The sequence below is a fragment of the Ruegeria sp. ANG-S4 genome, assembly GCF_000814005.1.
Classification (GTDB): domain Bacteria; phylum Pseudomonadota; class Alphaproteobacteria; order Rhodobacterales; family Rhodobacteraceae; genus Ruegeria.
Genome location: NZ_JWLK01000005.1, coordinates 311,861 through 333,372, shown reverse-complemented (window position 1 = coordinate 333,372; position 21,512 = coordinate 311,861). Strand labels below are relative to the sequence as shown.

19 protein-coding genes are annotated in these 21,512 nt (G+C 58.1%); 11 read left to right on the top strand and 8 right to left on the bottom strand.

Going from position 1 to position 21,512, the window contains the following annotated elements; genetic code table 11:
* Position 1: 1 nt before the first annotated feature.
* Both mprF and RA28_RS14615 read right to left on the bottom strand, forming a co-directional pair.
* Positions 2-2,611 carry a bifunctional lysylphosphatidylglycerol flippase/synthetase MprF gene (gene mprF, locus RA28_RS14620; protein WP_039531638.1) on the bottom strand — a complete coding sequence of 870 codons (2,610 nt, stop codon included), beginning with the start codon at positions 2,609-2,611 and terminating at the stop codon, positions 2-4.
* 96 nt (positions 2,612-2,707) lie between these two features.
* On the bottom strand, positions 2,708-3,136 hold the full coding sequence (locus RA28_RS14615; RefSeq protein WP_039530307.1) for an Lrp/AsnC family transcriptional regulator: 429 nt from the start codon (positions 3,134-3,136) through the stop codon (positions 2,708-2,710).
* 86 nt (positions 3,137-3,222) lie between these two features.
* Here RA28_RS14615 and rocF point away from each other — a divergent pair, with 86 nt between their 5' ends.
* Genes rocF through RA28_RS14600 form a run of 3 tightly spaced genes read left to right on the top strand, consistent with a single transcriptional unit; the run spans position 3,223 to position 6,113 of the window.
* Positions 3,223-4,143: an arginase gene (rocF, locus tag RA28_RS14610; RefSeq protein ID WP_039530302.1), complete on the top strand. Its 921-nt coding sequence runs from the start codon at positions 3,223-3,225 to the stop codon at positions 4,141-4,143.
* Positions 4,143-5,063: a citrulline utilization hydrolase CtlX gene (gene ctlX, locus RA28_RS14605; protein WP_039530299.1), complete on the top strand. Its 921-nt coding sequence runs from the start codon at positions 4,143-4,145 to the stop codon at positions 5,061-5,063. Before rocF ends, ctlX begins: the two co-directional genes overlap by 1 nt.
* Before the next feature lie 6 nt (positions 5,064-5,069).
* Positions 5,070-6,113, top strand: a complete 1,044-nt coding sequence (locus tag RA28_RS14600) for an ornithine cyclodeaminase (RefSeq protein WP_039530296.1) — start codon at positions 5,070-5,072, stop codon at positions 6,111-6,113.
* Between the two features lie 139 nt (positions 6,114-6,252).
* Here the strand turns inward: RA28_RS14600 and RA28_RS14595 are convergent, their stop codons facing one another.
* From RA28_RS14595 to RA28_RS14585, 3 genes are read right to left on the bottom strand one after another with little or no spacing between them, the layout of a single operon-like run.
* Positions 6,253-7,656, bottom strand: a complete 1,404-nt coding sequence (locus RA28_RS14595; protein ID WP_039530293.1) for a TRAP transporter large permease — start codon at positions 7,654-7,656, stop codon at positions 6,253-6,255.
* Between the two features lie 3 nt (positions 7,657-7,659).
* Positions 7,660-8,289 (bottom strand): TRAP transporter small permease subunit, encoded by a 630-nt coding sequence (locus RA28_RS14590; protein ID WP_039530290.1) that lies wholly within the window; start codon positions 8,287-8,289, stop codon positions 7,660-7,662.
* A gap of 59 nt (positions 8,290-8,348) precedes the next feature.
* Positions 8,349-9,365, bottom strand: a complete 1,017-nt coding sequence (locus RA28_RS14585) for a C4-dicarboxylate TRAP transporter substrate-binding protein (RefSeq protein ID WP_039531635.1) — start codon at positions 9,363-9,365, stop codon at positions 8,349-8,351.
* 401 nt (positions 9,366-9,766) lie between these two features.
* On the opposite strand from RA28_RS14585, the gene acs reads away from it, so the two are divergent.
* From acs to RA28_RS14545, 8 genes are all read left to right on the top strand, one after another.
* The gene (acs, locus tag RA28_RS14580) at positions 9,767-11,731 is read left to right on the top strand and encodes an acetate--CoA ligase (RefSeq protein ID WP_039530288.1); all 1,965 of its coding nucleotides are present in this window, start codon (positions 9,767-9,769) and stop codon (positions 11,729-11,731) included.
* Between the two features lie 7 nt (positions 11,732-11,738).
* Positions 11,739-12,422, top strand: a complete 684-nt coding sequence (locus RA28_RS14575) for an adenylate kinase (protein WP_039530285.1) — start codon at positions 11,739-11,741, stop codon at positions 12,420-12,422.
* A gap of 183 nt (positions 12,423-12,605) precedes the next feature.
* Positions 12,606-12,890 carry a DUF4212 domain-containing protein gene (locus RA28_RS14570; RefSeq protein ID WP_039531632.1) on the top strand — a complete coding sequence of 95 codons (285 nt, stop codon included), beginning with the start codon at positions 12,606-12,608 and terminating at the stop codon, positions 12,888-12,890.
* Between the two features lie 7 nt (positions 12,891-12,897).
* Positions 12,898-14,682, top strand: coding sequence for a sodium:solute symporter family protein (locus RA28_RS14565; RefSeq protein ID WP_039530283.1), 1,785 nt, complete (start codon positions 12,898-12,900; stop codon positions 14,680-14,682).
* A gap of 107 nt (positions 14,683-14,789) precedes the next feature.
* On the top strand, positions 14,790-16,613 hold the full coding sequence (locus RA28_RS14560; RefSeq protein ID WP_039530281.1) for a DUF294 nucleotidyltransferase-like domain-containing protein: 1,824 nt from the start codon (positions 14,790-14,792) through the stop codon (positions 16,611-16,613).
* A 57-nt stretch (positions 16,614-16,670) separates the two neighbouring features.
* Entirely contained in the window at positions 16,671-17,189 is a 519-nt protein-coding gene (locus tag RA28_RS14555) for a hypothetical protein (protein ID WP_039530280.1), read from the top strand.
* A gap of 2 nt (positions 17,190-17,191) precedes the next feature.
* Positions 17,192-18,604, top strand: coding sequence for a 3'-5' exonuclease (locus tag RA28_RS14550; protein ID WP_039530278.1), 1,413 nt, complete (start codon positions 17,192-17,194; stop codon positions 18,602-18,604).
* 85 nt (positions 18,605-18,689) lie between these two features.
* Complete coding sequence (locus RA28_RS14545) at positions 18,690-19,190, top strand: flavin reductase family protein (protein WP_039531630.1); 501 nt, start codon at positions 18,690-18,692, stop codon at positions 19,188-19,190.
* Here RA28_RS14545 and RA28_RS14540 read toward each other — a convergent pair whose 3' ends face one another.
* The 3 genes from RA28_RS14540 to RA28_RS14530 are packed head-to-tail and all read right to left on the bottom strand — an operon-like array spanning position 19,191 to position 21,423.
* A complete protein-coding gene (locus RA28_RS14540) occupies positions 19,191-19,670 on the bottom strand; it encodes a DUF6505 family protein (RefSeq protein ID WP_039530274.1) in 480 nt (159 codons plus the stop codon).
* A complete protein-coding gene (locus RA28_RS14535) occupies positions 19,670-20,365 on the bottom strand; it encodes a biotin/lipoate--protein ligase family protein (RefSeq protein WP_039530270.1) in 696 nt (231 codons plus the stop codon). Before RA28_RS14535 ends, RA28_RS14540 begins: the two co-directional genes overlap by 1 nt.
* Positions 20,362-21,423 (bottom strand): Mrp/NBP35 family ATP-binding protein, encoded by a 1,062-nt coding sequence (locus RA28_RS14530; protein WP_039530267.1) that lies wholly within the window; start codon positions 21,421-21,423, stop codon positions 20,362-20,364. The genes RA28_RS14535 and RA28_RS14530 overlap by 4 nt, the downstream gene beginning before the upstream one ends.
* Between the last annotated feature and the right edge of the window lie 89 nt (positions 21,424-21,512).

The following is a 21,512-nucleotide window of genomic DNA, read 5'->3' as shown; positions in this document are numbered from 1 at the left end:
CCTATTTGGTCAGTCCACGAAGACCGCCCGAGATGAGAATATTGACCTCATACAGGATACGCGGCGCGGCAAAACCACCAGGGCTGGCAAGGTAGTTGGGGCTCCATTCCGGGTCGAATTTCTGCTTGAACGCGCGCAATCCTTCAAAGTGATAGAATTGCTCGCCGTGTTCATAGACAAACCCGCCGATGCGGTTCCACAGCGAGGCAAGTTGCCGGTTTTCGATGCCCGAAAACGGCGCGGCCCCGAGCGAGAACCAGTGGAACCCCTGCTCGGATCCCCAGGCCATCATGTTTGCGAACAAGGCGTCCATCACGAAACTGGGGCTGTCAGGTTCATACCGCATCAGATCCAGTGACAGTTCGGACTTGTTCCCGCCCTGAAACAGGTTGGCAAAAGCCCAGATCTTGCCGGTCTTACTGTCGCGCAGGACCGCAAAGTCGAAATAGGACAAGTAATCATCGTCAAACCCGCCCAGCGCAAAACCCTTTTCCTCACCCGCTTTCTGCTGAAGCCAATCGTCCGAGATCTTGCGCAGTTCCGGCAGGACCGGCCCCATGTGCTCCTTGGGAATGATTTCAAAGACAAATTCTTCCCGTTCGGCGCGGTTTTTGGCCTGTCGGAAGCGTTTGCGCGACTTTCCGTCCAGCGAAAAATCCTTGAGCGGTACGCGCGCCACTTCGCCGATTTTCAGGATCGACAGTCCGAGGTCCAGGAAGGTGGGAAGATATTTGGTGGACACACTGTAAAACGCGCAAAGCTTGCCTTCACGATCCGCACGTTCGCGCAACTGCCAGATCAGTTGTTTGCCCGCCGTTTCATCGCCAACCGGCTCTCCTTTGGTGATCAGCGCGTTGCCCGTGTCGGCATAGGCAAGAAACGCACTGTCATCAGGCGCGATCAGGAATTGTTTGTCGCCCGTCAGCGAAATCTGCGCCTCGGTATCTTCGCTCTCCAATGCCAGCTTGGCGACAACCGGCGGGATTTCGGTACGCACAGGCTCGGGAATGTCCCGCCCGAACAGGGATGTCACTGCGACAATTCCCACGATGACCGCAACCACAAGGCTTGAGCGCAGAAACCGCGACGCGTCACCCTTCCACGCAAAGTCCCACCAAAGCGCGTTTTGGTATTCCACGTGAGAATAGGCAAACAGGCCGATCCAGAAGATCACCGCAAGCAAAGCGATCACGCTGACAAGCCAAGGGATGTTCAGCCGAAAGATCGAAGCCCCGCTGACCCGGTAGAACGCGCCGCGGAACATCGCCAACAACGCAATGGTGGCCAGCATTGATATGGCTTCATGCGTGTCCAGCCCCTTGGCCAACGAGGCAAAGAACCCCGCCAGCATCAGCAACATAGCGACGACCCAGGCGCGGTAAAGCTTGCGGAAAAGACCGCGCGAAACCAGCAGCAGCAGCACACCAATCGCGCTGCCAGCAAGATGCGACGCTTCGACAAATGACAGGGGCAAAACTTCACGCAGAACCCCGAGGTTTTGCGAACTTGCCGGCAAAGCGCCCGAGACCAGCAGGATCACGCCTGCAACCGCGGCCACCCCGGCGGCCACCATCGGCACAATGGGTCGGATCACCCGGTAGACCCACGTTGCTGCCCCGCCGATCCGATGCCGTTGTGTCAGGGCCGAGGCAACCGCGATAGACAAGGTCGCAATGGCAAAGGGCAGGAACGTGTAAATGAGACGATAGAGCAGCAATGCCGCGATAACGTCAGAGCGCCCGGACGCGCCCAAACCTGCGATCAAGGTGGCTTCGAATACACCGATGCCGCCCGGGGCATGACTTAGGATGCCCACGGCAATCGCTGCGATATAAATGGTAAAGAAGTACGGATAGCCGACACCCAGATCGTCGGGCATCAGCACATAAAGCGCCATGGAAGCGCCGAACAGGTCGCCGATCGCGGCCAGCGTCAGCAGACCGGCCAGTTTGCCGCCAGGCAGATTGAATTCAATCCCCGCAAAACCAAACCTGCGCCCGCCGCGCGACAGCCAGACAAACAGGACCACCAACCCGGTCAGAAGGCACAGGCCAATTATGGTCTCGAACGTTTCGCTGATGGGCAGTGCTTTGGAAATGCCGTCGGGATGCACCGTCAGCAGAAGGCCCAGAACCAGAACCAGCCCCATCCAAAACGCCACCCATGAGGTTGCGATAACCCCTGCAACGCGACCCAGATCCAACCCTAACGATGCGTAAATCCGGTACCGGATTGCCGTTCCGGTTATGTATGAAAAACCCAGACAGTTCGATACGGCGTAGCCGCTTGCCCCTGCCATACCTGCCACAGGCAATGGCACCTTTCCGTCCGCGACGCTCTGCACGGCCAGGACATCGTAGAAGGACAGCGAAAAGAAACTGAACGCTGTCCAACACACGGCAAACAACAAAAAGCGCCAGGGCTTGTCCGCAGCGTCAGCTTTGACCTCGGTCCATTTCACATGGGCAGACAGTTCATGCAGCACGACAAGCGCAATCACCGTGATCAGAACCGGTACCGCGATGCGAACAATCGGTTTCTCCAGCAGCGCGGTGATCTTCTCGGCCAAGCGTACGGGCGTCGATTCGTCTTGTGCGGCCTGTGTGGTCATCAACTTGGTCCTGCTTTTTGTGCAACCCTCAACATCGGGGCTTTGCACCGAGATTGACACAAATCTCTGACCGGTCAAACAGTTACCGCCCGTGCGCTAGGACCGGCCCTTTCGGGTGGACAGCAACAGGTTGGTTTCAGATCGTTTGATTCCGTCCATGCGACGGATCTGGAACAGAATTCCATCCAGTTCCGCCAGTGTTTCTGCGCCGATTTCAGCAATCAGATCCCAACTGCCGTTGGTGGAGTGCACCGCCCTCACCTGCTGGAGCGCCGCGATCCGCGACATGATCCGTTCAGTTCCGCGACCTTCAATCTCAAGCATCATCAATCCACGCACCGGGCTTTCTGCAACGGCTTGTCGGGTCACGACTGTAAATCCGACAATTTCACCGGATTGCTTGAGACGCTGCAAGCGGCTGCGCACGGTCGTTCGTGTCACACCAAGGGTTTCTGCCAATTCAGACAGCGATGCGCGGGCATCCCGGTTCAAGGCATTCAACAGCTTGTTATCCAATTCGTCCAAAGCGAATTCCCATTACGAGTTACTGCCTTTCTTTTTGAGCATTTTGAACTCTTCTCGCAACCCATCCTGCGTCGATAAATAGGCATATGGACAAAAAATCACTGATACTTATCGGCGCACCGATGGACGCAGGAAAACGGCGTCAGGGTTGCCGGATGGGTCCGGACGCCTATCGCGTTGCCGGGATTTATCAGGCCCTTGCCGATCTAGGGCATGACGTCACGGATGTGGGTGACACATCACCCGACCCCGTCGAAATACCCGAAGACGAGCACCTTTACGCCCTGCCCGAATGCGTCGGATGGACCATGGCACTGTCACGTGCGGTGCAGGATGCCGCGCAAGACGGGATGCCCGTGATCCTCGGCGGGGATCACGCTTTGTCGATGGGAACGGTTTCGGGAATGGCCGCTCATGCTGCGCAGATCGGACGGCCATTTTTCGTGCTCTGGCTGGACGCCCACAGCGACTTTCACTCACCAAGCAGTACCAGCAGCGGCAATCTACACGGCACACCGGTCGCTTATGTCACCGGCCAACCGGGGTTTGATGCGTTCCCGGCGTTGACCGCACCCGTTCCAACGAACCGCGTCGGCATGATCGGTCTGCGATCCGTCGACCCAGCCGAGCGCGCGTTACTGGAAAAAGACCAAGCCATGCTGGCCGATATGCGCAGCATCGATGAGCATGGGATAAAGGCGCCGTTGAATGCCTTTCTCGACAAGGTGCGCGCGGCAAACGGTGTCCTTCATGTTTCATTGGATGTCGACTTCCTTGATCCGTCAATAGCACCGGCCGTTGGCACCACCGTCCCCGGCGGCGCGACCGAGCGCGAGGCGCATCTGGTGATGGAATTGCTGCATGAAAGCGGGTTGGTCTGTTCGCTGGACCTAGTCGAACTGAATCCGTTCCTTGATGAGAGGGGCCGAACCGCAAAATTGATGGTCGATCTTACCGCCTCGTTGATGGGGCGCCGCATTTTTGATCGCCCGACCCGGAGCTTCTGATGCACTCACTTCAGTCCCCGTCTGCCGTGGTGATGATCCGGCCCCACGCGTTTGAATCCAATCCCGAAACCAGCCACGACAACGCATTCCAGACACTGGCAGACGCCTCAGCGAAAGCGACCTCAATCGCCGCACGAGACGAACACGACACAGCTGTCGCGCAACTGCGCGCCGCCGGGGTAACCGTCCATGTCTTTGACGATGACGGCCACCGCGACACGCCTGACAGCGTGTTTCCCAACAATTGGTTTTCCACCCATCCCGGTGGCCATGTGGCAATCTACCCGATGTTCGTCCCGTCGCGCCGACGCGAACGCCGTAGCGACGTGATCGAGATGCTGAAACAGGATTACCGGGTTCAGGACATCATTGATTACTCGGGCCTTGAACAAGACGGCCTTGCGCTTGAGGGCACGGGCGCCATGGTTTTGGATCACGTCGGACGCATCGCCTACACGGTGAAATCCAACCGCGCCGATCCGGTTCTGTTGGAACGGTTCTGTACCCATTTTAACTATGAACCGATCGCCTTCGAAGCACGGGATCGCGACGGGCGCGATGTGTACCACACAAACGTGCTGATGGGCATCGGCACGCAGTATGCGCTGATCTGTCTCGACATGATCCCCGACGCGGAACGCCGCGCCACGGTTCGGTCGCGGCTGGAGGAGTCCGGTCGCACCGTCATCGACCTGACGCATGAACAAATCGCTAATTTCGCCGGTAACGCGATCGAGTTGAGCGGACGCGATGGTTTGGTCCTGGCCCTTTCGGCCCGCGCGCTTCAGGCGCTTCGCCCCGATCAGATTTCCATTATCGAGGGCAGCGCCACGCCGCTGCCCCTTTCTGTCCCCACAATCGAAACCGCCGGTGGATCGGTGCGCTGCATGATCGCCGGCATCCACCTGTCCCGTCGTTAGGAGTGCATGATGCAACCGTCCGAAAAGGCCCTTGTTCCTTTTGTTTCCGTCGACAACATGATGCGACTTGTCCATCACATCGGTGTCGAGACGATGATCACCCAGATCGCGGCGCAGATCGAGGCCGATTTCAAACGCTGGGAAAGCTTCGACAAAACCCCGCGCATTCCCGCCCATTCGCCGCATGGCGTGATCGAGCTTATGCCAACCTCGGATGGTGAGGCCTATGGCTTTAAATACGTCAACGGACACCCCAAGAATACATCCGAGGGGTTGCAGACCGTCACCGCCTTCGGCCTGCTGGCCGATGTCTACACGGGCTACCCAACACTTCTGACCGAAATGACGATGCTGACCGCCCTGCGCACGGCGGCAACCTCGGGTCTTGTGGGCCGCTACCTCGCTCCGAAGTCCGCGACGGTGATGGCCATGATCGGAAATGGCGCGCAGTCCGAGTTTCAATGCCTGGCGTTCAAGGCCATGTGCGGGATCGACACGGTTCGGCTGTATGACACTGATCCAAATGCAACGGCGAAATGTGCGGCCAATCTTAAGGGAAAAGGTCTGAACGTGATTTCCTGCAAGACGCCCGAAGACGCAATCGAAGGTGCGCAGATCATCACCACCTGCACGGCAGACAAGAAATACGCCACCATCCTGACCGACAACATGGTCGGCCCCGGTGTTCACATAAACGCCATCGGCGGCGACTGCCCAGGCAAGACGGAATTGCATCGAGATATCCTGCTGCGCTCGGACATCTTCGTGGAATACCCAGAACAGACACGTATCGAAGGAGAAATTCAGGCGCTTGAGGCGGATCACCCGGTGACCGAAATGTGGGAGGTCATGACCGGACAGGCACAGGGTCGCACAGATGACCGCCAGATCACCCTGTTCGACAGTGTAGGTTTTGCAATCGAAGACTTCTCGGCCCTTCGCTATGTCAAACGCGCGATTGAAGGCACCGAATTTTTCGAACCACTGGATATGCTGGCCGATCCCGACGACCCGCGCGACCTGTTTGGTATGCTGATGCGCGCAGAATGAAAATCGGGTTGGGGGCTCTACCCCCGCCGCAGCAAGCTGCGACTCCCCCGGGATATTTTTAGCCAGATGAAGCAGGGGATCCGCTCTTCATCTGGCCTCAAATATCCCGGAGCGCGAGGCAGAGCCTCGCAAAAATCCCTCAACCTGCAAGCGACGGCAGGTACAGAACGATACCGGGGAACGCGACGAGCAGAGCGATTGTCAGCGCATCAGCGATAAAAAACGGCGTGACGCCTTTAAAGACATCCTGCACGCTCAGGTCCGGGCGGACCCCGGCAACCACAAAGCAGTTCAGGCCGATGGGTGGGGTGATCAGGCAGAACTCGGCCATCTTGACCACCAGAATGCCGAACCAGATGGCGCACATCGGGCCTGACATGCCAAATGCGCTATCGGCGGCGCTGACTGTTTCGCCCCCATTCAGGGCCATGACCGCGGGATAGACAACTGGCAAAGTCAGCAGCAGCATTCCGATTGCGTCCATGAACATGCCCAGAACGGCGTAGGCCAACAGGATGCAGATCAGGATCAGCATCGGTGACATTTCAAGCGATGTGATCCAGTCCGAGAACGCTCCCGGAAGGTCGGCAAACCCCAAAAAGCGCACGTAGATCAAAACGCCCCAGATGATCGCGAAGATCATCGCCGTCAGTTTCGCCGTTTCCAGAAGCGCGGATTTGAGCTCGGACCAGCGCATGCCATTGAACATGGCAAAGCAAAAGACGATGAAAGCACCAATTGCACCGCCTTCGGTTGGGGTGCCCCAGGCCTGATCTCCGAACGGGTTATAGACAAAGCAGATGATAATAAGGATTACGGCAACGATGGGCAGTGCGCCCGGCAATGCGGCGAAACGTTGTTTCCACGAGAATCCTGTAACCGGGGGACCGACTGACTTGAAAATCACGGCGATGCCAACGATCAACAACCCATAAATCAGGGCCGAAAACGCGCCGGGAATGAACCCCGCCAAGAGCAGCTTTCCAACATCCTGCTCTACAATAATCGCGTAGATCACAAGAATTGCGGATGGGGGGATCAACGAGGCCAACGTTCCCCCGGCGGCGACAACGCCGGCTGCAAATTGTTTGTTGTACCCGACGCTCAGCATTTCGGGGATCGCGATCCGGGCGAACACGGCCGACGTCGCAACCGAGGCTCCGGACACAGCGGCAAATCCCGCAGTTGCAAAAATGGTCGACACGGCCAAGCCACCGGGCACCCAGGCAATCCACCGTTTGGCGGCTTCGAACAAGGATCGCGTCAAACCGGCATAATAAGCAAGGTATCCGATCAGAATGAAGGTTGGGATCAGGCTGAGGGTATGAGAGGCGACCTTGGAATGCGGCACCTGCCCTGCGGTTTTGACCGCCACGGTCATTGCCTTGCCAAACCGCTCGGGGTCATACCCGAACTTTGCCCAGAAAATCCAGATCAGCCCGATCAACCCCGCCAGTCCCGCGGCAAAGGCTACACGCATCCCGGCCACGACGAGAACCAACAGGCCGCCCGTGACCCAAAGCCCGATATCAATCGTATCCATGAGTTATGAACGCCCTTCGAACTGTTCCGCCTCGGCCGCGGCTTGTGCGGCAGCGTCCTGGATCAACGGCACGGCAACGGGATGGTCCAGCCCTAATACAAAGGCCCTTCCGTAGCCCCAGACCTGAAGAACTAGGCGTAGACACAGCACCGAAAACGCAACGGGTGCCAGCAGTTTGGCCGGCCAGAGGGGGATGCCGATGTCGATCGAGCTGTCGCGGCTCCAAAGCGGTGCGTCGAAATCAAAGGACCGATCGAAATGAGACCAGCTGCCCCAGACCAACGCGATCATCAAAAGAAGGATCAACACCACGGAAATCGTCTCGAACAGCCAAAGCGCCCGACCGTGCAAACGGGAAATCGCGATATCCATTCGAATATGGCCACCGTCCCGCTGAACATACGAAATGCCAAGGAACGCGATCAGCGGCATTGCCTGCTCGATCCAGTCAACGTACCCGGGGAGCGGCGCGTTTATCGCATTCCGCCCACTGACCGAAACAACGGCCAGAACCATCAGGCCAAACACGGCCAATCCGCTGATCAATGCCAGAAGTTTCTCGAGTCGCAACAATCGCTGGTCCAGACGGCTTATGAGGCTGCCGTCTTCCAACACCGTGGCCTGTCCTGCCATTCCGGTGAACCCCTGTCTTTAGTAGAAGCCGAGCGCCCGAAAGCGCCCGGCAGTGACGATCAGTTACCGCCGCGTTGCTGTTGCAAAGTCGCCTGGACCAGATCGTAAAGATCTTGGGCCGGAAGGCCCTGCGCCGACATATCCGCGATCCACTGTTCACGGATCGGGTCTGCGGCTTTGGCGCGGAACTCATCAATGACGGCGTCGTCAATGTTGATCTTTGCAACGCCTTTCTCATCAAGGACACTGTCCCACTGCTCAAGCAGGCCGCCGTAATTCGCCAGATAGTGCTCGATCGCTTCATCAACCGAACTGTCCAGCGCTTCGCGATGCTCTGGCGACAACGCCTCATACGCGTCGATGTTGACCACAACCGGGCAATTCACCGTGCCGGGGTTCAGGTTGGCGGTCCACCAATCTGCTTCGTTGATCGTGCCAAAGGACAAATGCGCGTGCTGTGCAAAGGCCACAGTGTCAACGACGCCGGATTCCATCGCGTTGTAGGCTTCGGTGGCTGGTACTGATGTCGGAACACCTCCAACGGCTTCAAAAGCCTGACCTAGGCCACCCGTGGCGCGGACGCGCATTCCGTCGAAATCCGCCAGTTCATCCCGGGGATCACCAGTTCCCACAAGGTTATATTGCGGCATGGGCGAGGTCATGATGATCCGCGCATTCCATTGCGCCATCTCGTCTTTGACGGCAGGATGATCATAGACCGCATGGCTGACGGCCACTTCTTCATCCAGATTGTTCACGCCCAAAAACGGAAGCTCCAGAACCGTGATTGCACGGTTTTTGTCGCGATGATAACCGGCGCAGAACTGCGCCATTTCAAACGCGCCGATTTCAATTCCGTCCAGATTTTCGCGTGGTTTGGACAGGCCGCCATAGCTGACATTGATGGTGAAATCGCCTCCGGTTTTTTCGTTGACCAGTTCTGCCAATTTCTCGACATGCTCGGTGAACGCGCGGCGTTTGCCCCAGACCGAGGCGTTCCATTCTGTCGCCGCAGCCTCGGTGACAAAAGCCACCCCAAGGGCGGCAACTGCCGCGCCACTCAACATCTTTTTCATAATGATCTCTCCCTTATCTGCGCCCATTTCCCGAAGCGCTTGATCCGAAAGCTAGCGCGTCGTCGTTGGACTGCCAACCCCTGCTACGGGCGGTCTTTGCATCGGTGCAATACGCACACCCTTGTGGTTCCTGCGGGCCATCCGCGCGGTTGCCAGCGCAGTCGGTTTACACACTTCACCCCTTTTTATCATAGCTATCGGCCACCCGCATGAGGGGAAAGTTTACAAAATTCCAGGGGAACGCGAAATTTCTTTACAAACAAATTCAAGGATTACGGCATTTTATTTATTTATTTTCTGATCTCCGTATTATTCAAAACCGGGAGGAGCCGGATCAACAAAGCCAAAACGACGGGCGGCGTTGATCCATGTGATTCAGTCCAGAGGGAGGAGCCTCAAAGATGACCACCGCTGCCCAGGCAGATGCCAAGACTTATCCGCCATCCGCAGAAACCGTATCGCGGGCGCATGTCGACGCCAACACGTATGCGGACATGTATGCGGCCTCCGTCAGCGATCCCGACGCGTTTTGGGGAGAACATGGAAAACGGATCGATTGGATCAAGCCCTATTCCCAGGTCAAGGATGTCAGCTATGATTTTGGATCGGTCAAAATCAACTGGTACGCGGATGGCGCACTGAACGTATCCGCCAATTGCCTTGACCGGCATCTGGAAACCCGCGGCGATCAGACCGCGATCATCTGGGAACCGGATGATCCAAACGATGCGGCGCAATACATCACCTATGCCGAACTGCACCGTCGCACCTGCCGCATGGCAAACATCTTGGAGTCGCTGGGCGTCCGCAAAGGGGATCGCGTCATCATTTACCTGCCGATGATCCCCGAGGCGGCTTACGCGATGCTGGCATGTGCCCGGATCGGCGCCATCCATTCAATTGTATTTGCCGGGTTTTCCCCTGACGCACTGGCCGCTCGGGTCAACGGATGCGACGCGAAAGTGGTCATTACTGCCGATGAGGCCCCGCGCGGCGGTCGTAAAACGCCGCTGAAATCAAACGCAGATGCGGCCCTACTGCACTGCAAGGACACGGTGAAGTGCCTTGTCGTCAAGCGCACCGGCGGTCAGACAACGTGGATCGATGGTCGCGACTTTGACTACAACGAAATGGCGCTTGAAGCCGATGATTACTCCGCTCCGGCAGAGATGGCGGCCGAAGACCCATTGTTCATCCTCTACACGTCCGGTTCGACTGGTCAGCCCAAGGGTGTTGTCCACACAACAGGCGGCTATCTGGTTTACGCCTCGCTGACCCACGAAATCACCTTCGATTACCATGACGGCGATGTGTACTGGTGCACGGCCGACGTCGGATGGGTGACCGGGCACAGCTATATCGTTTATGGCCCTTTAGCGAACGGCGCGACCACCGTGATGTTCGAAGGTGTTCCGACCTTCCCCGATGCCGGACGGTTCTGGGAGGTTTGCGCAAAGCATAAGGTAAACCAGTTCTATACCGCTCCGACCGCAATCCGCGCATTGATGGGTCAGGGCAACGAATGGGTTGAAAAGCACGATCTGAGTGATCTCAAGGTGCTGGGCACCGTGGGCGAGCCGATCAACCCGGAGGCCTGGAATTGGTACAATGAGATTGTCGGCAAGGGCAATTGCCCAATCGTCGACACCTGGTGGCAAACCGAAACCGGTGGGCACCTGATGACCCCCCTGCCCGGCGCGCATGCGATGAAGCCGGGTGCGGCCATGAAGCCGTTCTTTGGCGTCGAACCGGTGGTGCTGGACCCCCAATCCGGTGTCGAGATTCAGGGCAACGGCATCGAAGGTGTTCTTTGTATCAAGGACAGCTGGCCCGGTCAGATGCGCACCGTCTGGGGCGATCATGAACGGTTCGAGAAAACCTATTTCTCGGACTACAAAGGATACTACTTTACCGGCGACGGCTGCCGCCGTGATGAGGATGGCGATTACTGGATCACGGGCCGCGTGGATGATGTGATCAACGTATCCGGCCACCGGATGGGCACCGCCGAAGTGGAAAGCGCACTGGTCGCCCATGCTGCTGTCGCCGAAGCCGCCGTGGTGGGATATCCCCATGAAATCAAGGGGCAAGGCATCTATTGTTACGTCACTCTGATGAATAATCGCGAACCCAGCGATGAGTTGCTGAAAGAGCTGCGGACATGGGTGCGGACCGAGATCGGCCCGATCGCATCGCCGGACGTTATCCAGTGGGCCCCCGGCCTGCCCAAGACCCGGTCGGGCAAGATTATGCGCCGCATTCTGCGCAAGATTGCCGAAAACGACTTTGGATCGCTGGGTGATACTTCAACGCTCGCTGATCCGTCGGTTGTCGACGACCTGATCCAGAACCGCGCGAACAAGTGAGGGTGTGATGGACGCTGCCACCACAACAACGCCTGCTGTTCTGATCCTTCTCGGCCCTCCGGGCGCCGGGAAGGGTACACAGGCGCGTATGCTTGAGGACAAGTTTGGACTGGTTCAACTCAGCACCGGCGACCTGCTGCGCGACGCCGTGGCTGCCGGGACCGAGGCGGGCAAAGCTGCCAAAGCGGTGATGGAGGCGGGCGATCTGGTCAGCGACGGGATCGTCATCGCCATCCTTCGCGATCGCATTGCCGAACCGGATTGCGCCAAGGGTGTCATACTGGACGGGTTCCCGCGCACGACCGTGCAGGCCGAAGCTTTGGATGGTCTTCTGGCCGCAACCGATCAGAAAGTCAGCGCCGCAATCAGCCTTGAGGTTGAGGATGCCGAAATGGTGACGCGGATCTCGGGCCGATACACCTGTGCAGGCTGCGGCGAAGGTTATCATGATGTCTATAAAACACCCGCGGTCGAAGGCGTCTGCGACAAGTGCGGCAACACCGAATTCAAGCGTCGCGCCGACGACAATGCGGAAACAGTGGCGTCTCGGTTAAAGGCGTATCACGCGCAGACCGCGCCACTGATCGACTACTACCAAAACCACGGCGTTCTGAAACGCGTCGACGCCATGGGCAAGATCAATGACATCGCAGGCGATCTGGAAGGAATCGTTGGCGAAGTCGTGAGTTAAGGGGAGGAGAGAAGCCCCCAGGGCTTTGATCCTAAAACAGAATACTTCAATGGACCCGCCTTGGCGGACCAGGGAAGTCTTGCCTGACGTGACACTGCGTTTGGCACAACAGAGAAGCGGTCCGACGCACTGGAGGAGTTGAGCAATGGGCCGCCCAACGAGGAAGTGAAGGAGGAACCCGCGATGGCGGATCAATCATCAAACTCCGCGCAGGCCGCCCAGTCCGATAAGGGCTATTGGCAGGCCAACCTGCGCCTCATCTACATCAGCCTCGCGATCTGGGCGCTGGTGTCTTTCGGATTCGGCATTCTGCTGCGTCCGTTGTTGTCCGGCATCGCCATCGGCGGTACCGATCTGGGCTTCTGGTTCGCTCAGCAAGGATCAATCCTGGTCTTTCTGGTGCTGATCTTCAACTACGCCTGGCGCATGAACAAGCTGGACGCCGAATACGGCGTCGACGAGGAGTAAGCGAGCCATGGACCAGTTTACCATCAACCTGCTGTTTGTCGGCGCGTCCTTTGCGCTGTACATCGGCATCGCGATCTGGGCCCGCGCGGGTTCCACATCCGAGTTCTACGCTGCAAACCGCGGCGTTCACCCGGTCACCAACGGTATGGCGACAGCAGCGGACTGGATGTCTGCGGCCTCGTTCATCTCGATGGCGGGCCTCATTGCCTTTACGGGCTATGACAACTCGACCTTCCTGATGGGTTGGACCGGCGGCTACGTGCTGCTTGCCCTGCTGCTTGCGCCTTACCTGCGTAAGTTCGGCAAATTCACCGTCTCGGAATTCATCGGCGACCGTTTCTACAGCCAGACAGCACGTATCGTTGCTGTGATCTGTCTGATCGTTGCGTCGGTGACCTACGTGATCGGTCAGATGACCGGCGTTGGTGTGGCCTTCGGCCGCTTCCTCGAAGTGTCGAACACTTCCGGTCTGCTGATCGGTGCCTGTGTCGTGTTTGCCTACGCGGTGTTTGGCGGAATGAAGGGCGTGACCTACACACAGGTCGCTCAGTACTGCGTGCTGATCACCGCCTACACCATCCCGGCAATCTTCATCTCGCTGCAGCTGACCGGCACGCCGATCCCGGCGCTGGGCCTGTTCAGTGACACCGCAAGTGGTGAGCCCCTGCTGACCAAGCTGGACGCCATCGTGACCGAGCTCGGCTTTGCCGACTATACGGCACACCATTCGAACACGCTGAACATGGTGCTGTTCACGCTGTCGCTGATGATCGGTACTGCCGGTCTGCCGCACGTGATCATGCGCTTTTTCACCGTGCCGAAAGTGTCTGACGCACGTTGGTCCGCTGGCTGGACGCTGGTCTTCATCGCACTGCTGTACCTGACCGCCCCCGCGGTTGGCGCAATGGCGCGTCTGAACATCACCGACATGATGTGGCCCAACGGTGGCATCGAAGGTGGCGCCGTTTCTGTTGAAGAAATCGACACCGATCCGCGTTACGATTGGATGAAAACCTGGCAGAAGACGGGTCTTCTGGATTGGGAAGACAAGAACGGTGACGGCAAGATCCAGTACTACAACGATCAGAATGCCGAAATGCAAACACTTGCGGAAGAAAAAGGCTGGGTCGGCAACGAGCTTACCAAGTTCAACCGTGACATCCTGGTTCTGGCCAACCCCGAGATTGCCAACCTTCCGGGTTGGGTGATCGGTCTGGTCGCGGCAGGTGGTCTTGCGGCTGCTCTGTCAACGGCTGCGGGTCTGCTCTTGGCAATCTCTTCGGCGGTGTCCCACGACCTTGTCAAAGGCGCAATCAACCCGTCGATCTCTGAAAAGGGTGAGCTGTTGGCGGCGCGGATCGCAATGGCCGTTGCGATTGTTGTTGCAACCTATCTGGGACTGAACCCACCGGGCTTTGCAGCACAAACGGTGGCCTTGGCCTTTGGTCTGGCGGCAGCTTCGATCTTCCCGGCGCTGATGATGGGGATCTTCTCGACCCGCATCAACAACACGGGTGCGGTTTGCGGCATGCTGGCTGGTCTGGTTGTGACCCTGGTTTACATCTTCCTGCACAAAGGTTGGCTGTTCATTCCGGGAACCAACTCGTTCACCGATGCAGACCCGCTGCTGGGTCCGATCAAGTCGACCTCGTTCGGCGCGATCGGTGCGATGATCAACTTTGCGGTTGCCTACACTGTTGCAGGCATGACCAAAGAGACACCGCAGGAGATCAAGGACCTGGTCGAAAGCGTGCGTATTCCCCGCGGTGCGGGCGCAGCTCAGGATCACTGAGTGTGATGCGGTCGGCGGCTCTTGTCTTCGACCGCGTCTTTCGACTTACTGTTCCCGCCCGGCATTCCACCGGGCGGGATTTTTCTTCAGAACCCCGGAGAGCGTAAATGCCCCTGTCCCATGATCAGATCACCCGGTTTCTGAAATCCGTGCACCCCTATGATGCCCTGCCCGCCGACGCGCTGGACGATCTGGCCCGTCAGATCGAAGTCTGGGAAGTGGATGAAGACGCCGCAATCTACGATTTGGGGCACCCCCTGCCCGGCGTTTTTGTGATCTACGAAGGACAAGTCGAAATCACCGACGAAAACGGCTCGGTCGTGTCCCATCTGGGTCTGCGCAATTCGTTCGGCGAGCGGGGTCTTTTGAAAGACGGCAAAGCGGCCACCAAGGCTCGCACGCACACACCTTCGGTTTTGATCGTTCTGCCACCTGAACTGGTGCGTGAACTGATGAACAATCACGACGTCGTTTCGAAGTTCTTTAATCGAACCAGAGGTGAACGCAGCGGCCCGCAAAGCCTTGCGACCAGCGCGATTGACGTGCTGATGGCGCACAATCCGGCCACCTGCCCGCCCGACATGCCCGTGCAGAACGCGGCCAAGATCATGCGGGACAAGCATATTTCTTCGCTTTGCGTCACCGAAGGCGACACATTGTTGGGTATTGCAACACTGCGCGACATATCCGGCAAATACGTGGCCGCAGGGTTGGCTGCAGACACTCCGATATCCGCGATCATGACGCGGGACCCGGTGACCTTGTCGCCGTCCGACATCGGCTCGGACGTGCTGCACATCATGATGGAACGCGGGATCGGCCATATCCCGATTTCCGAGGGCGGTCGTCTGGTCGGCATCGTGACCCAGACGGATTTGACCCACTATCAGGCCGTGAATTCAGCGGAACTGGTGCGGCGCATCGCCCATGCTGACACAGCCGATCAAATGGCCGATGTTACCGCGGAAATTCCACAGCTGCTGGTGCAATTGGTCGCGGGTGGAAACCGTCACGAAATTGTCACGCGCCTGATTACCGACATTGCCGATACGGCCACGCGGCGGTTGTTGGCGCTGGCCGAAGCCAAACTTGGGCCGGCGCCTGTGCCTTATTTGTGGCTGGCGTGTGGATCACAGGGACGGCAGGAGCAAACCGGTGTTTCGGATCAGGACAACTGCATAATTCTGGATGATGCGGTGACCGAGGCCGACATGCCATACTTCGCCGATCTGGCAAAATTCGTATCGGATGGGCTGGATGCTTGCGGCTATTTCTATTGCCCCGGTGAGATGATGGCCACCAATCCGCGCTGGTGTCAGCCATTGAGTGTCTGGCGCGACTATTTCCGCGGCTGGATCGCGAAACCAAACCCCGAGGCGCAGATGCTGGCGTCTGTGATGTTTGACTTGCGTCCCATCGGCGGCGCGTTTGAATTGTTTGAAGACCTGCAGGGCGAGACGCTGTCCGAAGCCAATGCAAACTCGATTTTCGTCGCTCACATGATCTCGAACTCGCTCAAACATACGCCCCCTTTGGGATTGTTGCGCGGATTTGCAACCATTCGATCAGGCGAGCATCGAAACACGTTGGACATGAAGCACAATGGCGTTGTGCCCGTGGTCGACCTCGCGCGCGTTTATAGCTTGCAGGGAAAACTGACTGAGGCGAATACACGTGCGCGACTAAAGGCGGCTGAAACAACCGGTGTTCTCAGCCACTCGGGCGCGCGCGATTTGCTGGATGCCTATGATCTGATCGCCGAGACCCGGCTGAACCATCAGGTCAAACTGGCAAAATCCGGCGGCTCACCGGACAACTATCTACCGCCATCCGATCTTTCGGACTTTGAGCGAAGTCATCTGCGCGACGCTTTTGTTGTGGTAAAAACCATGCAGTCGGCGGTTGGTCATGGAAAAGGCATGCTGGGCTGACCGGGTCAGGAACAGTCGGCAAAAGGGGTGACAACGCCCACAGAACGGAGAGGCATAATGTTTCTGGAATTGATCGGCACAATTTTTGCGGGCTTTGCGTTCGCGGGTGTTGTGATGGTGCTGAACAAACTGACCGGCGGGCGTCTGCCTCGATGGGCGGCTCCGGTCGCGGCGGGCACGGGCATGATCGCCATGACCATTGCAAGCGAATATTCTTGGTATGATCGCACGCGCGATACCTTGCCCGAAGAATTGTCGGTCGTGCAGGAGGTCGAAAGCCGCGCATTCTACCGACCCTGGACCTATGCGATGCCGTTTGTTGATCGCTTTGCCGCGATCGACACTGTCTCGGTTCGCACCAATAATGATGTTCCGGATCAAAGGCTTGTCGACCTGTATTTCTTTGGCCGCTGGGCACCGGTATCCAAAATGCCCGTCGCCGTGAACTGCGCCGACAACAGCCGTGCCAACCTTGCGGACGGTGCCGAATTCGGTGATGACGGGCGATTGCTGAATGCCAGCTGGATCAAGGTCGACGCCAATGATCCCGTCGTCGAGGCCACCTGCGGGGTCTGATCATGCTGAGCGATCTGAGCCTGCGCGTCAGGATTTTCCTGTTCTTCTGCCTGATTGCCGTTGGCGGCATTGGTGTCAGCTCGCTTGCGCTTTGGGTCAGTTATGAGCGTGTGGATGATCCCGATCTGATCGGCGCCTATGTCTTTGCCGAGATCCTGATCGCCTTCGGGCTGCTTGCTTTGATCGTAGGGGTCTGGTTGCTTTTTGATGACAATGTGGCCAAGCCAATCGAACGTCTTTCAGCGCAGTTGCGTGCCCGTGCACATGCAGGCGTGAGCACGGATGTGGATCTGAAGGCCGCACGCTATCTTGGTGATCTGGCCCCCGCCGCCGCCGGGTTGGCCGAACAGGTTGCCGATACGGCGCTGACAACGGCCGAGGCTGTCGCCGCCGAAACAGCGCATCTGGCCGCCGAGAAGCAACGGTTGACAGCGCTGCTGACAGAGATCCCGGTCGCGATGCTGCTGGCGGGGCCGAAACATCAGATTGTCCTTTATGATGCTCAAGCGGCAGAAGTCCTGGCCCAGATCGCCCATCCACGTCTCAATGCTTCGTTGTTCGATTATCTCGAAAGCACGGGCCTGACGGATGCTTATGCCGAGATGAACAAGACCGGGAAAGAGGTCGCTTGCACACTGACAAGTGCGGAAGGCAAACAGACCTATGCGGCGCGTATGAAACCCCTGGGCGACGCGCCGGGCTATATGCTGATTTTCGATGACAGCACGGCTCGTATTCGGCCAAACGAGGCGCGTCCATTGATCTATGATTTCGACTTGCTGGACACGCCGGTCGATGACGCCTTTGACAATCGCCTTCTGCACGATCTGTGTTTCGTTGTCTTCGATACGGAAACCACGGGATTGCTGCCACACAAGGATGAGATCGTACAGATCGGCGCCGTCCGCGTCGTCAAAGGCCGGATTGTGACCGGCGAGCAATTGAACACTCTGGTCGATCCAGGCATTCCGATTCCGCCGGCTTCGACCCGTGTTCACAAGGTCAGCGATGCGATGGTTCAAGGCGCGCCCGACATTGCACAGGCCGGTCGAACCTTTCACCAATTCGCCAGGGACGCCGTCATTGTTGCGCACAACGCGCCTTTCGACATGGCATTTTTGCATCGTCACGCGGGTCGCATGGGGGTCGAATGGGACCATCCCATTCTGGATACTGTGCTGCTGTCCGCGGTGCTGTTCGGCGCCAGCGAGACACATACTTTGGACGCTGTGTGCGAGCGCCTCGAAGTCACGATTCCCGAGGCATTGCGCCATACAGCATTGGGTGATGCGGTCGCCACGGCCGAGGCGTTGGTCAGGATGCTGCCGATGTTGAAGGCGCGCGGGATGACAACTTTCGGTGCCGTCATCGTTGAAACCCGCAAACACGGGCGGTTGCTGGAAGACCTGAACTAAGCGAAAAAGCTGATCAGGTGCAGCTTTCCATAGACAATCCCCGCGCCGCATGGCACCTGATGCAAGACCTTTTGACGAGCGCCAGATGACGGAAACAACATTCACACCAGGTCCTGACCAAAGTCTGGAATTCCGTGATGCGCTTGGGTGTTTCGGCACCGGTGTAACCGTCGTGACCACCAACACCGATGACGGGCCTGCCGCGATCACGGTCAATTCCTTTGCTTCGGTCTCTCTGGATCCGCCGCTTGTGCTTTGGTGTCTGGCCAAAGACTCCAACCGCTTTGACGCGTTCAGCACCTGCGCGCATTACGCCATTCATGTCATGGCACAGGATCAGCACGATCAGGCCCTGCAATTTGCCCGCAACGGGTTCGACTTTTCTCATGCCAATTGGAACACCGACGAGGCCGGCCGCCCGCGTTTGGCGGACTGTCTGGCCCGTTTTGACTGCCGGTTGACCAATGTGCACGATGCAGGCGACCATCTGATTTTGGTCGGTCATGTCGAAAAAGCGATGCACCGCCCCGGTCAGGGACTGATTTTCAAGCGCGGGCAGTTCGGCGGTTTTGCGGACCTTATCTGATCACTCGTCAAGTGATCCGTGAACGGCCAGTGCCTCCAACTGCGTTTCCTGCGGCGTGATGACCCGAAACGCCTCGTGCACGCCTGCCCCGGTGAGTTCGCGAACAACGGTAAGCAGCGTGTTGGGCGCATGGTCTTCGCACATCTCGGACATATGTTGGATTTCGGTTTTCGCCACATCCGCAGCCGCCTCGACCGATGGCGCGCCGTAAAGGCGCACAAAGTGTTCGGCAAGGTTCTGTTCGACCTGCTCAACCTCGGCCGGTTCAATCTGCGTGACCGCTACAAACGTAACGCGGCCAAAGGTTTCAAGCCCCAGCCATCCGTTGGAAAACGCCTGCCGCGCCTTGCCTTCCAGATCGCCTTCGCCCCAATTGGAAAACTCGAACCCGCCCGAGATGCACCATTCGCCTGTTCGGGCCGGCGAGTGAAAGACATTCATGTCGCTTTCGTCAAAGTGGATTGCGCGGGCCAGTTTCATCAGGCGGTCTCCAACAAATACGTCAAGGGGCGCAAATGCGTTTCGGCCCCGCTTCGGATCAGCATTCCGAACCGCTCATCGGTCCCAAGAAATACGCCCTGATCCCCGATCGGCTCACCCACGCCGCGCAGCAATCCCATCCACTCTGCGTGCAAGGGTGCATTCCCCTCGTCCTGCCAACGGTTGAGCCATGTCAGCATATGGCGCGACCAGCTTTCCACAAGCTGCGTTGGCGACACGTCGGCACAGCCTTCATCATAAAGCGCTGTTACATCCGGTGTCTCGCCCGGTGCGTCGCTTGTTTGCAGCAACGCCAGATCCCAACCCACGATCAACCAGTCCGGTGTCGCATCTGGGTCTGCGGTAGACGCGGCTGTTTTGAACCGCCCGCATTTGGCGCCGTTCACGCAAATCAATCCGTCCCATCCTAGGTGCACCGCGACCTCGGGCGGAGCCAGAGCGCCCAGCGCATTCTGGAAACCGACCGCACACAAAGGCAGCATGGCCATCGCGTCCTGCAGGGACACTTCGGGGGCCAAAACGATTGCGACGCGCAAACGATCAGCCTGCACGCTGTACACGACCGTTCCGGCATCACAGCCCAGGGCAGCCATTGCCTGCGCACGCTCAAAGGGGTCCTCCCCACCCTGCACCGGGTGACCTGTTAGCAAAGGGGGGAACACCGGCTCGTTCATGCGTTGCCCTTGGCGATCATGTCACGCGCGATCGAGCGGAATGCCTCGGCCTGCGGACTGTCGGGTTTGCTGACGACAATGGGCGCTCCACCATCAGCCGTCAGACGGATGTCCAGATGCAATGGGATCTCACCCAACAAAGGCACCCCCAACGCCTCGGCTTCGGCGGCGACGCCACCATGCCCAAAGATATGCTCCTCATGGCCACAGTTCGAGCAGATATGCGTCGACATGTTCTCAATCATTCCAACAATGGGGGTCTTGAGTTGATTGAACATGTCGATCCCCTTGCGCGCATCTATCAACGCGACATCCTGCGGGGTTGAGACAACAATGGCCCCGTCCACTTTGAACTTTTGGCTCAGCGTCAGTTGTACGTCACCCGTGCCGGGCGGCAAATCGACGATCAGTACGTCAAGGGCCCCCCATTGCACTTGATTCATCATCTGCTGCAGCGCGCCCATCAGCATAGGCCCGCGCCAAACGACCGCCTGGCCTTCATTGGTCATCAGGCCCATAGACATCATTGTTACGCCATGATTGCGCAGCGGCAGGATGGTCTTTCCGTCCGGGCTGGCGGGACGGCCAGAAACACCCAGCATCCGGGGTTGCGATGGCCCATAAACATCCGCGTCCAACAAACCCACACGTCGGCCTTCAGCAGCCAAAGCGCAGGCGAGGTTGGCTGAAACGGTTGACTTGCCCACACCGCCCTTGCCCGAAGCGATCGCAATGATGCGATCAACGCCCGGAACAGCTTGCGGCCCGGTTTGCGATGGTTTGGGTTTGGGCTTCAAATCCGGCGGAGCCTTGTCGGAATGCGCCGTCATCATGGCTGAAACCTTGGCCACACCATCGACCATCTGTGCCGCCTGCTCGGCCGCGGCACGCACGGGCTCCATGCGTTCCGCCTGCTTTGGATCAATCTCCAGCACAAAGCGCACCGAGTCATTTTCAACGTTCAGCGCGCGCACGACACCGGCACTGACAATGTCCTGACCCGAAACCGGGTCCATGATCTTTTTGAGGTTCGCAAGAACCGCGTCGCGGACACTCATGCCACTAACTCTTTGATTTGCCGAACCATGTGGCTGCTTCTCATTGCATGTGTCTCCGTCTCGTTCAGTTCATTTGACGCATTTGCACA

What these genes read in the sequence shown, in the direction of transcription:
- RA28_RS14555 (WP_039530280.1), top strand. Translation starts at nt 16,671, where the DNA reads ATGTTTCTGGAATTGATCGGCACAATTTTTGCGGGCTTTGCGTTCGCG.
- RA28_RS14560 (WP_039530281.1), top strand. Translation starts at nt 14,790, where the DNA reads ATGCCCCTGTCCCATGATCAGATCACCCGGTTTCTGAAATCCGTGCAC.
- RA28_RS14575 (WP_039530285.1), top strand. Translation starts at nt 11,739, where the DNA reads ATGGACGCTGCCACCACAACAACGCCTGCTGTTCTGATCCTTCTCGGC.
- RA28_RS14585 (WP_039531635.1), bottom strand. Translation starts at nt 9,365, where the DNA reads ATGAAAAAGATGTTGAGTGGCGCGGCAGTTGCCGCCCTTGGGGTGGCT.
- RA28_RS14535 (WP_039530270.1), bottom strand. Translation starts at nt 20,365, where the DNA reads ATGAACGAGCCGGTGTTCCCCCCTTTGCTAACAGGTCACCCGGTGCAG.
- ctlX (WP_039530299.1), top strand. Translation starts at nt 4,143, where the DNA reads ATGCACTCACTTCAGTCCCCGTCTGCCGTGGTGATGATCCGGCCCCAC.
- RA28_RS14545 (WP_039531630.1), top strand. Translation starts at nt 18,690, where the DNA reads ATGACGGAAACAACATTCACACCAGGTCCTGACCAAAGTCTGGAATTC.
- RA28_RS14595 (WP_039530293.1), bottom strand. Translation starts at nt 7,656, where the DNA reads ATGGATACGATTGATATCGGGCTTTGGGTCACGGGCGGCCTGTTGGTT.
- RA28_RS14530 (WP_039530267.1), bottom strand. Translation starts at nt 21,423, where the DNA reads ATGAGTGTCCGCGACGCGGTTCTTGCGAACCTCAAAAAGATCATGGAC.
- RA28_RS14570 (WP_039531632.1), top strand. Translation starts at nt 12,606, where the DNA reads ATGGCGGATCAATCATCAAACTCCGCGCAGGCCGCCCAGTCCGATAAG.
- acs (WP_039530288.1), top strand. Translation starts at nt 9,767, where the DNA reads ATGACCACCGCTGCCCAGGCAGATGCCAAGACTTATCCGCCATCCGCA.
- RA28_RS14540 (WP_039530274.1), bottom strand. Translation starts at nt 19,670, where the DNA reads ATGAAACTGGCCCGCGCAATCCACTTTGACGAAAGCGACATGAATGTC.
- RA28_RS14590 (WP_039530290.1), bottom strand. Translation starts at nt 8,289, where the DNA reads ATGGCAGGACAGGCCACGGTGTTGGAAGACGGCAGCCTCATAAGCCGT.
- RA28_RS14565 (WP_039530283.1), top strand. Translation starts at nt 12,898, where the DNA reads ATGGACCAGTTTACCATCAACCTGCTGTTTGTCGGCGCGTCCTTTGCG.
- mprF (WP_039531638.1), bottom strand. Translation starts at nt 2,611, where the DNA reads ATGACCACACAGGCCGCACAAGACGAATCGACGCCCGTACGCTTGGCC.
- RA28_RS14600 (WP_039530296.1), top strand. Translation starts at nt 5,070, where the DNA reads ATGATGCAACCGTCCGAAAAGGCCCTTGTTCCTTTTGTTTCCGTCGAC.
- rocF (WP_039530302.1), top strand. Translation starts at nt 3,223, where the DNA reads ATGGACAAAAAATCACTGATACTTATCGGCGCACCGATGGACGCAGGA.
- RA28_RS14550 (WP_039530278.1), top strand. Translation starts at nt 17,192, where the DNA reads ATGCTGAGCGATCTGAGCCTGCGCGTCAGGATTTTCCTGTTCTTCTGC.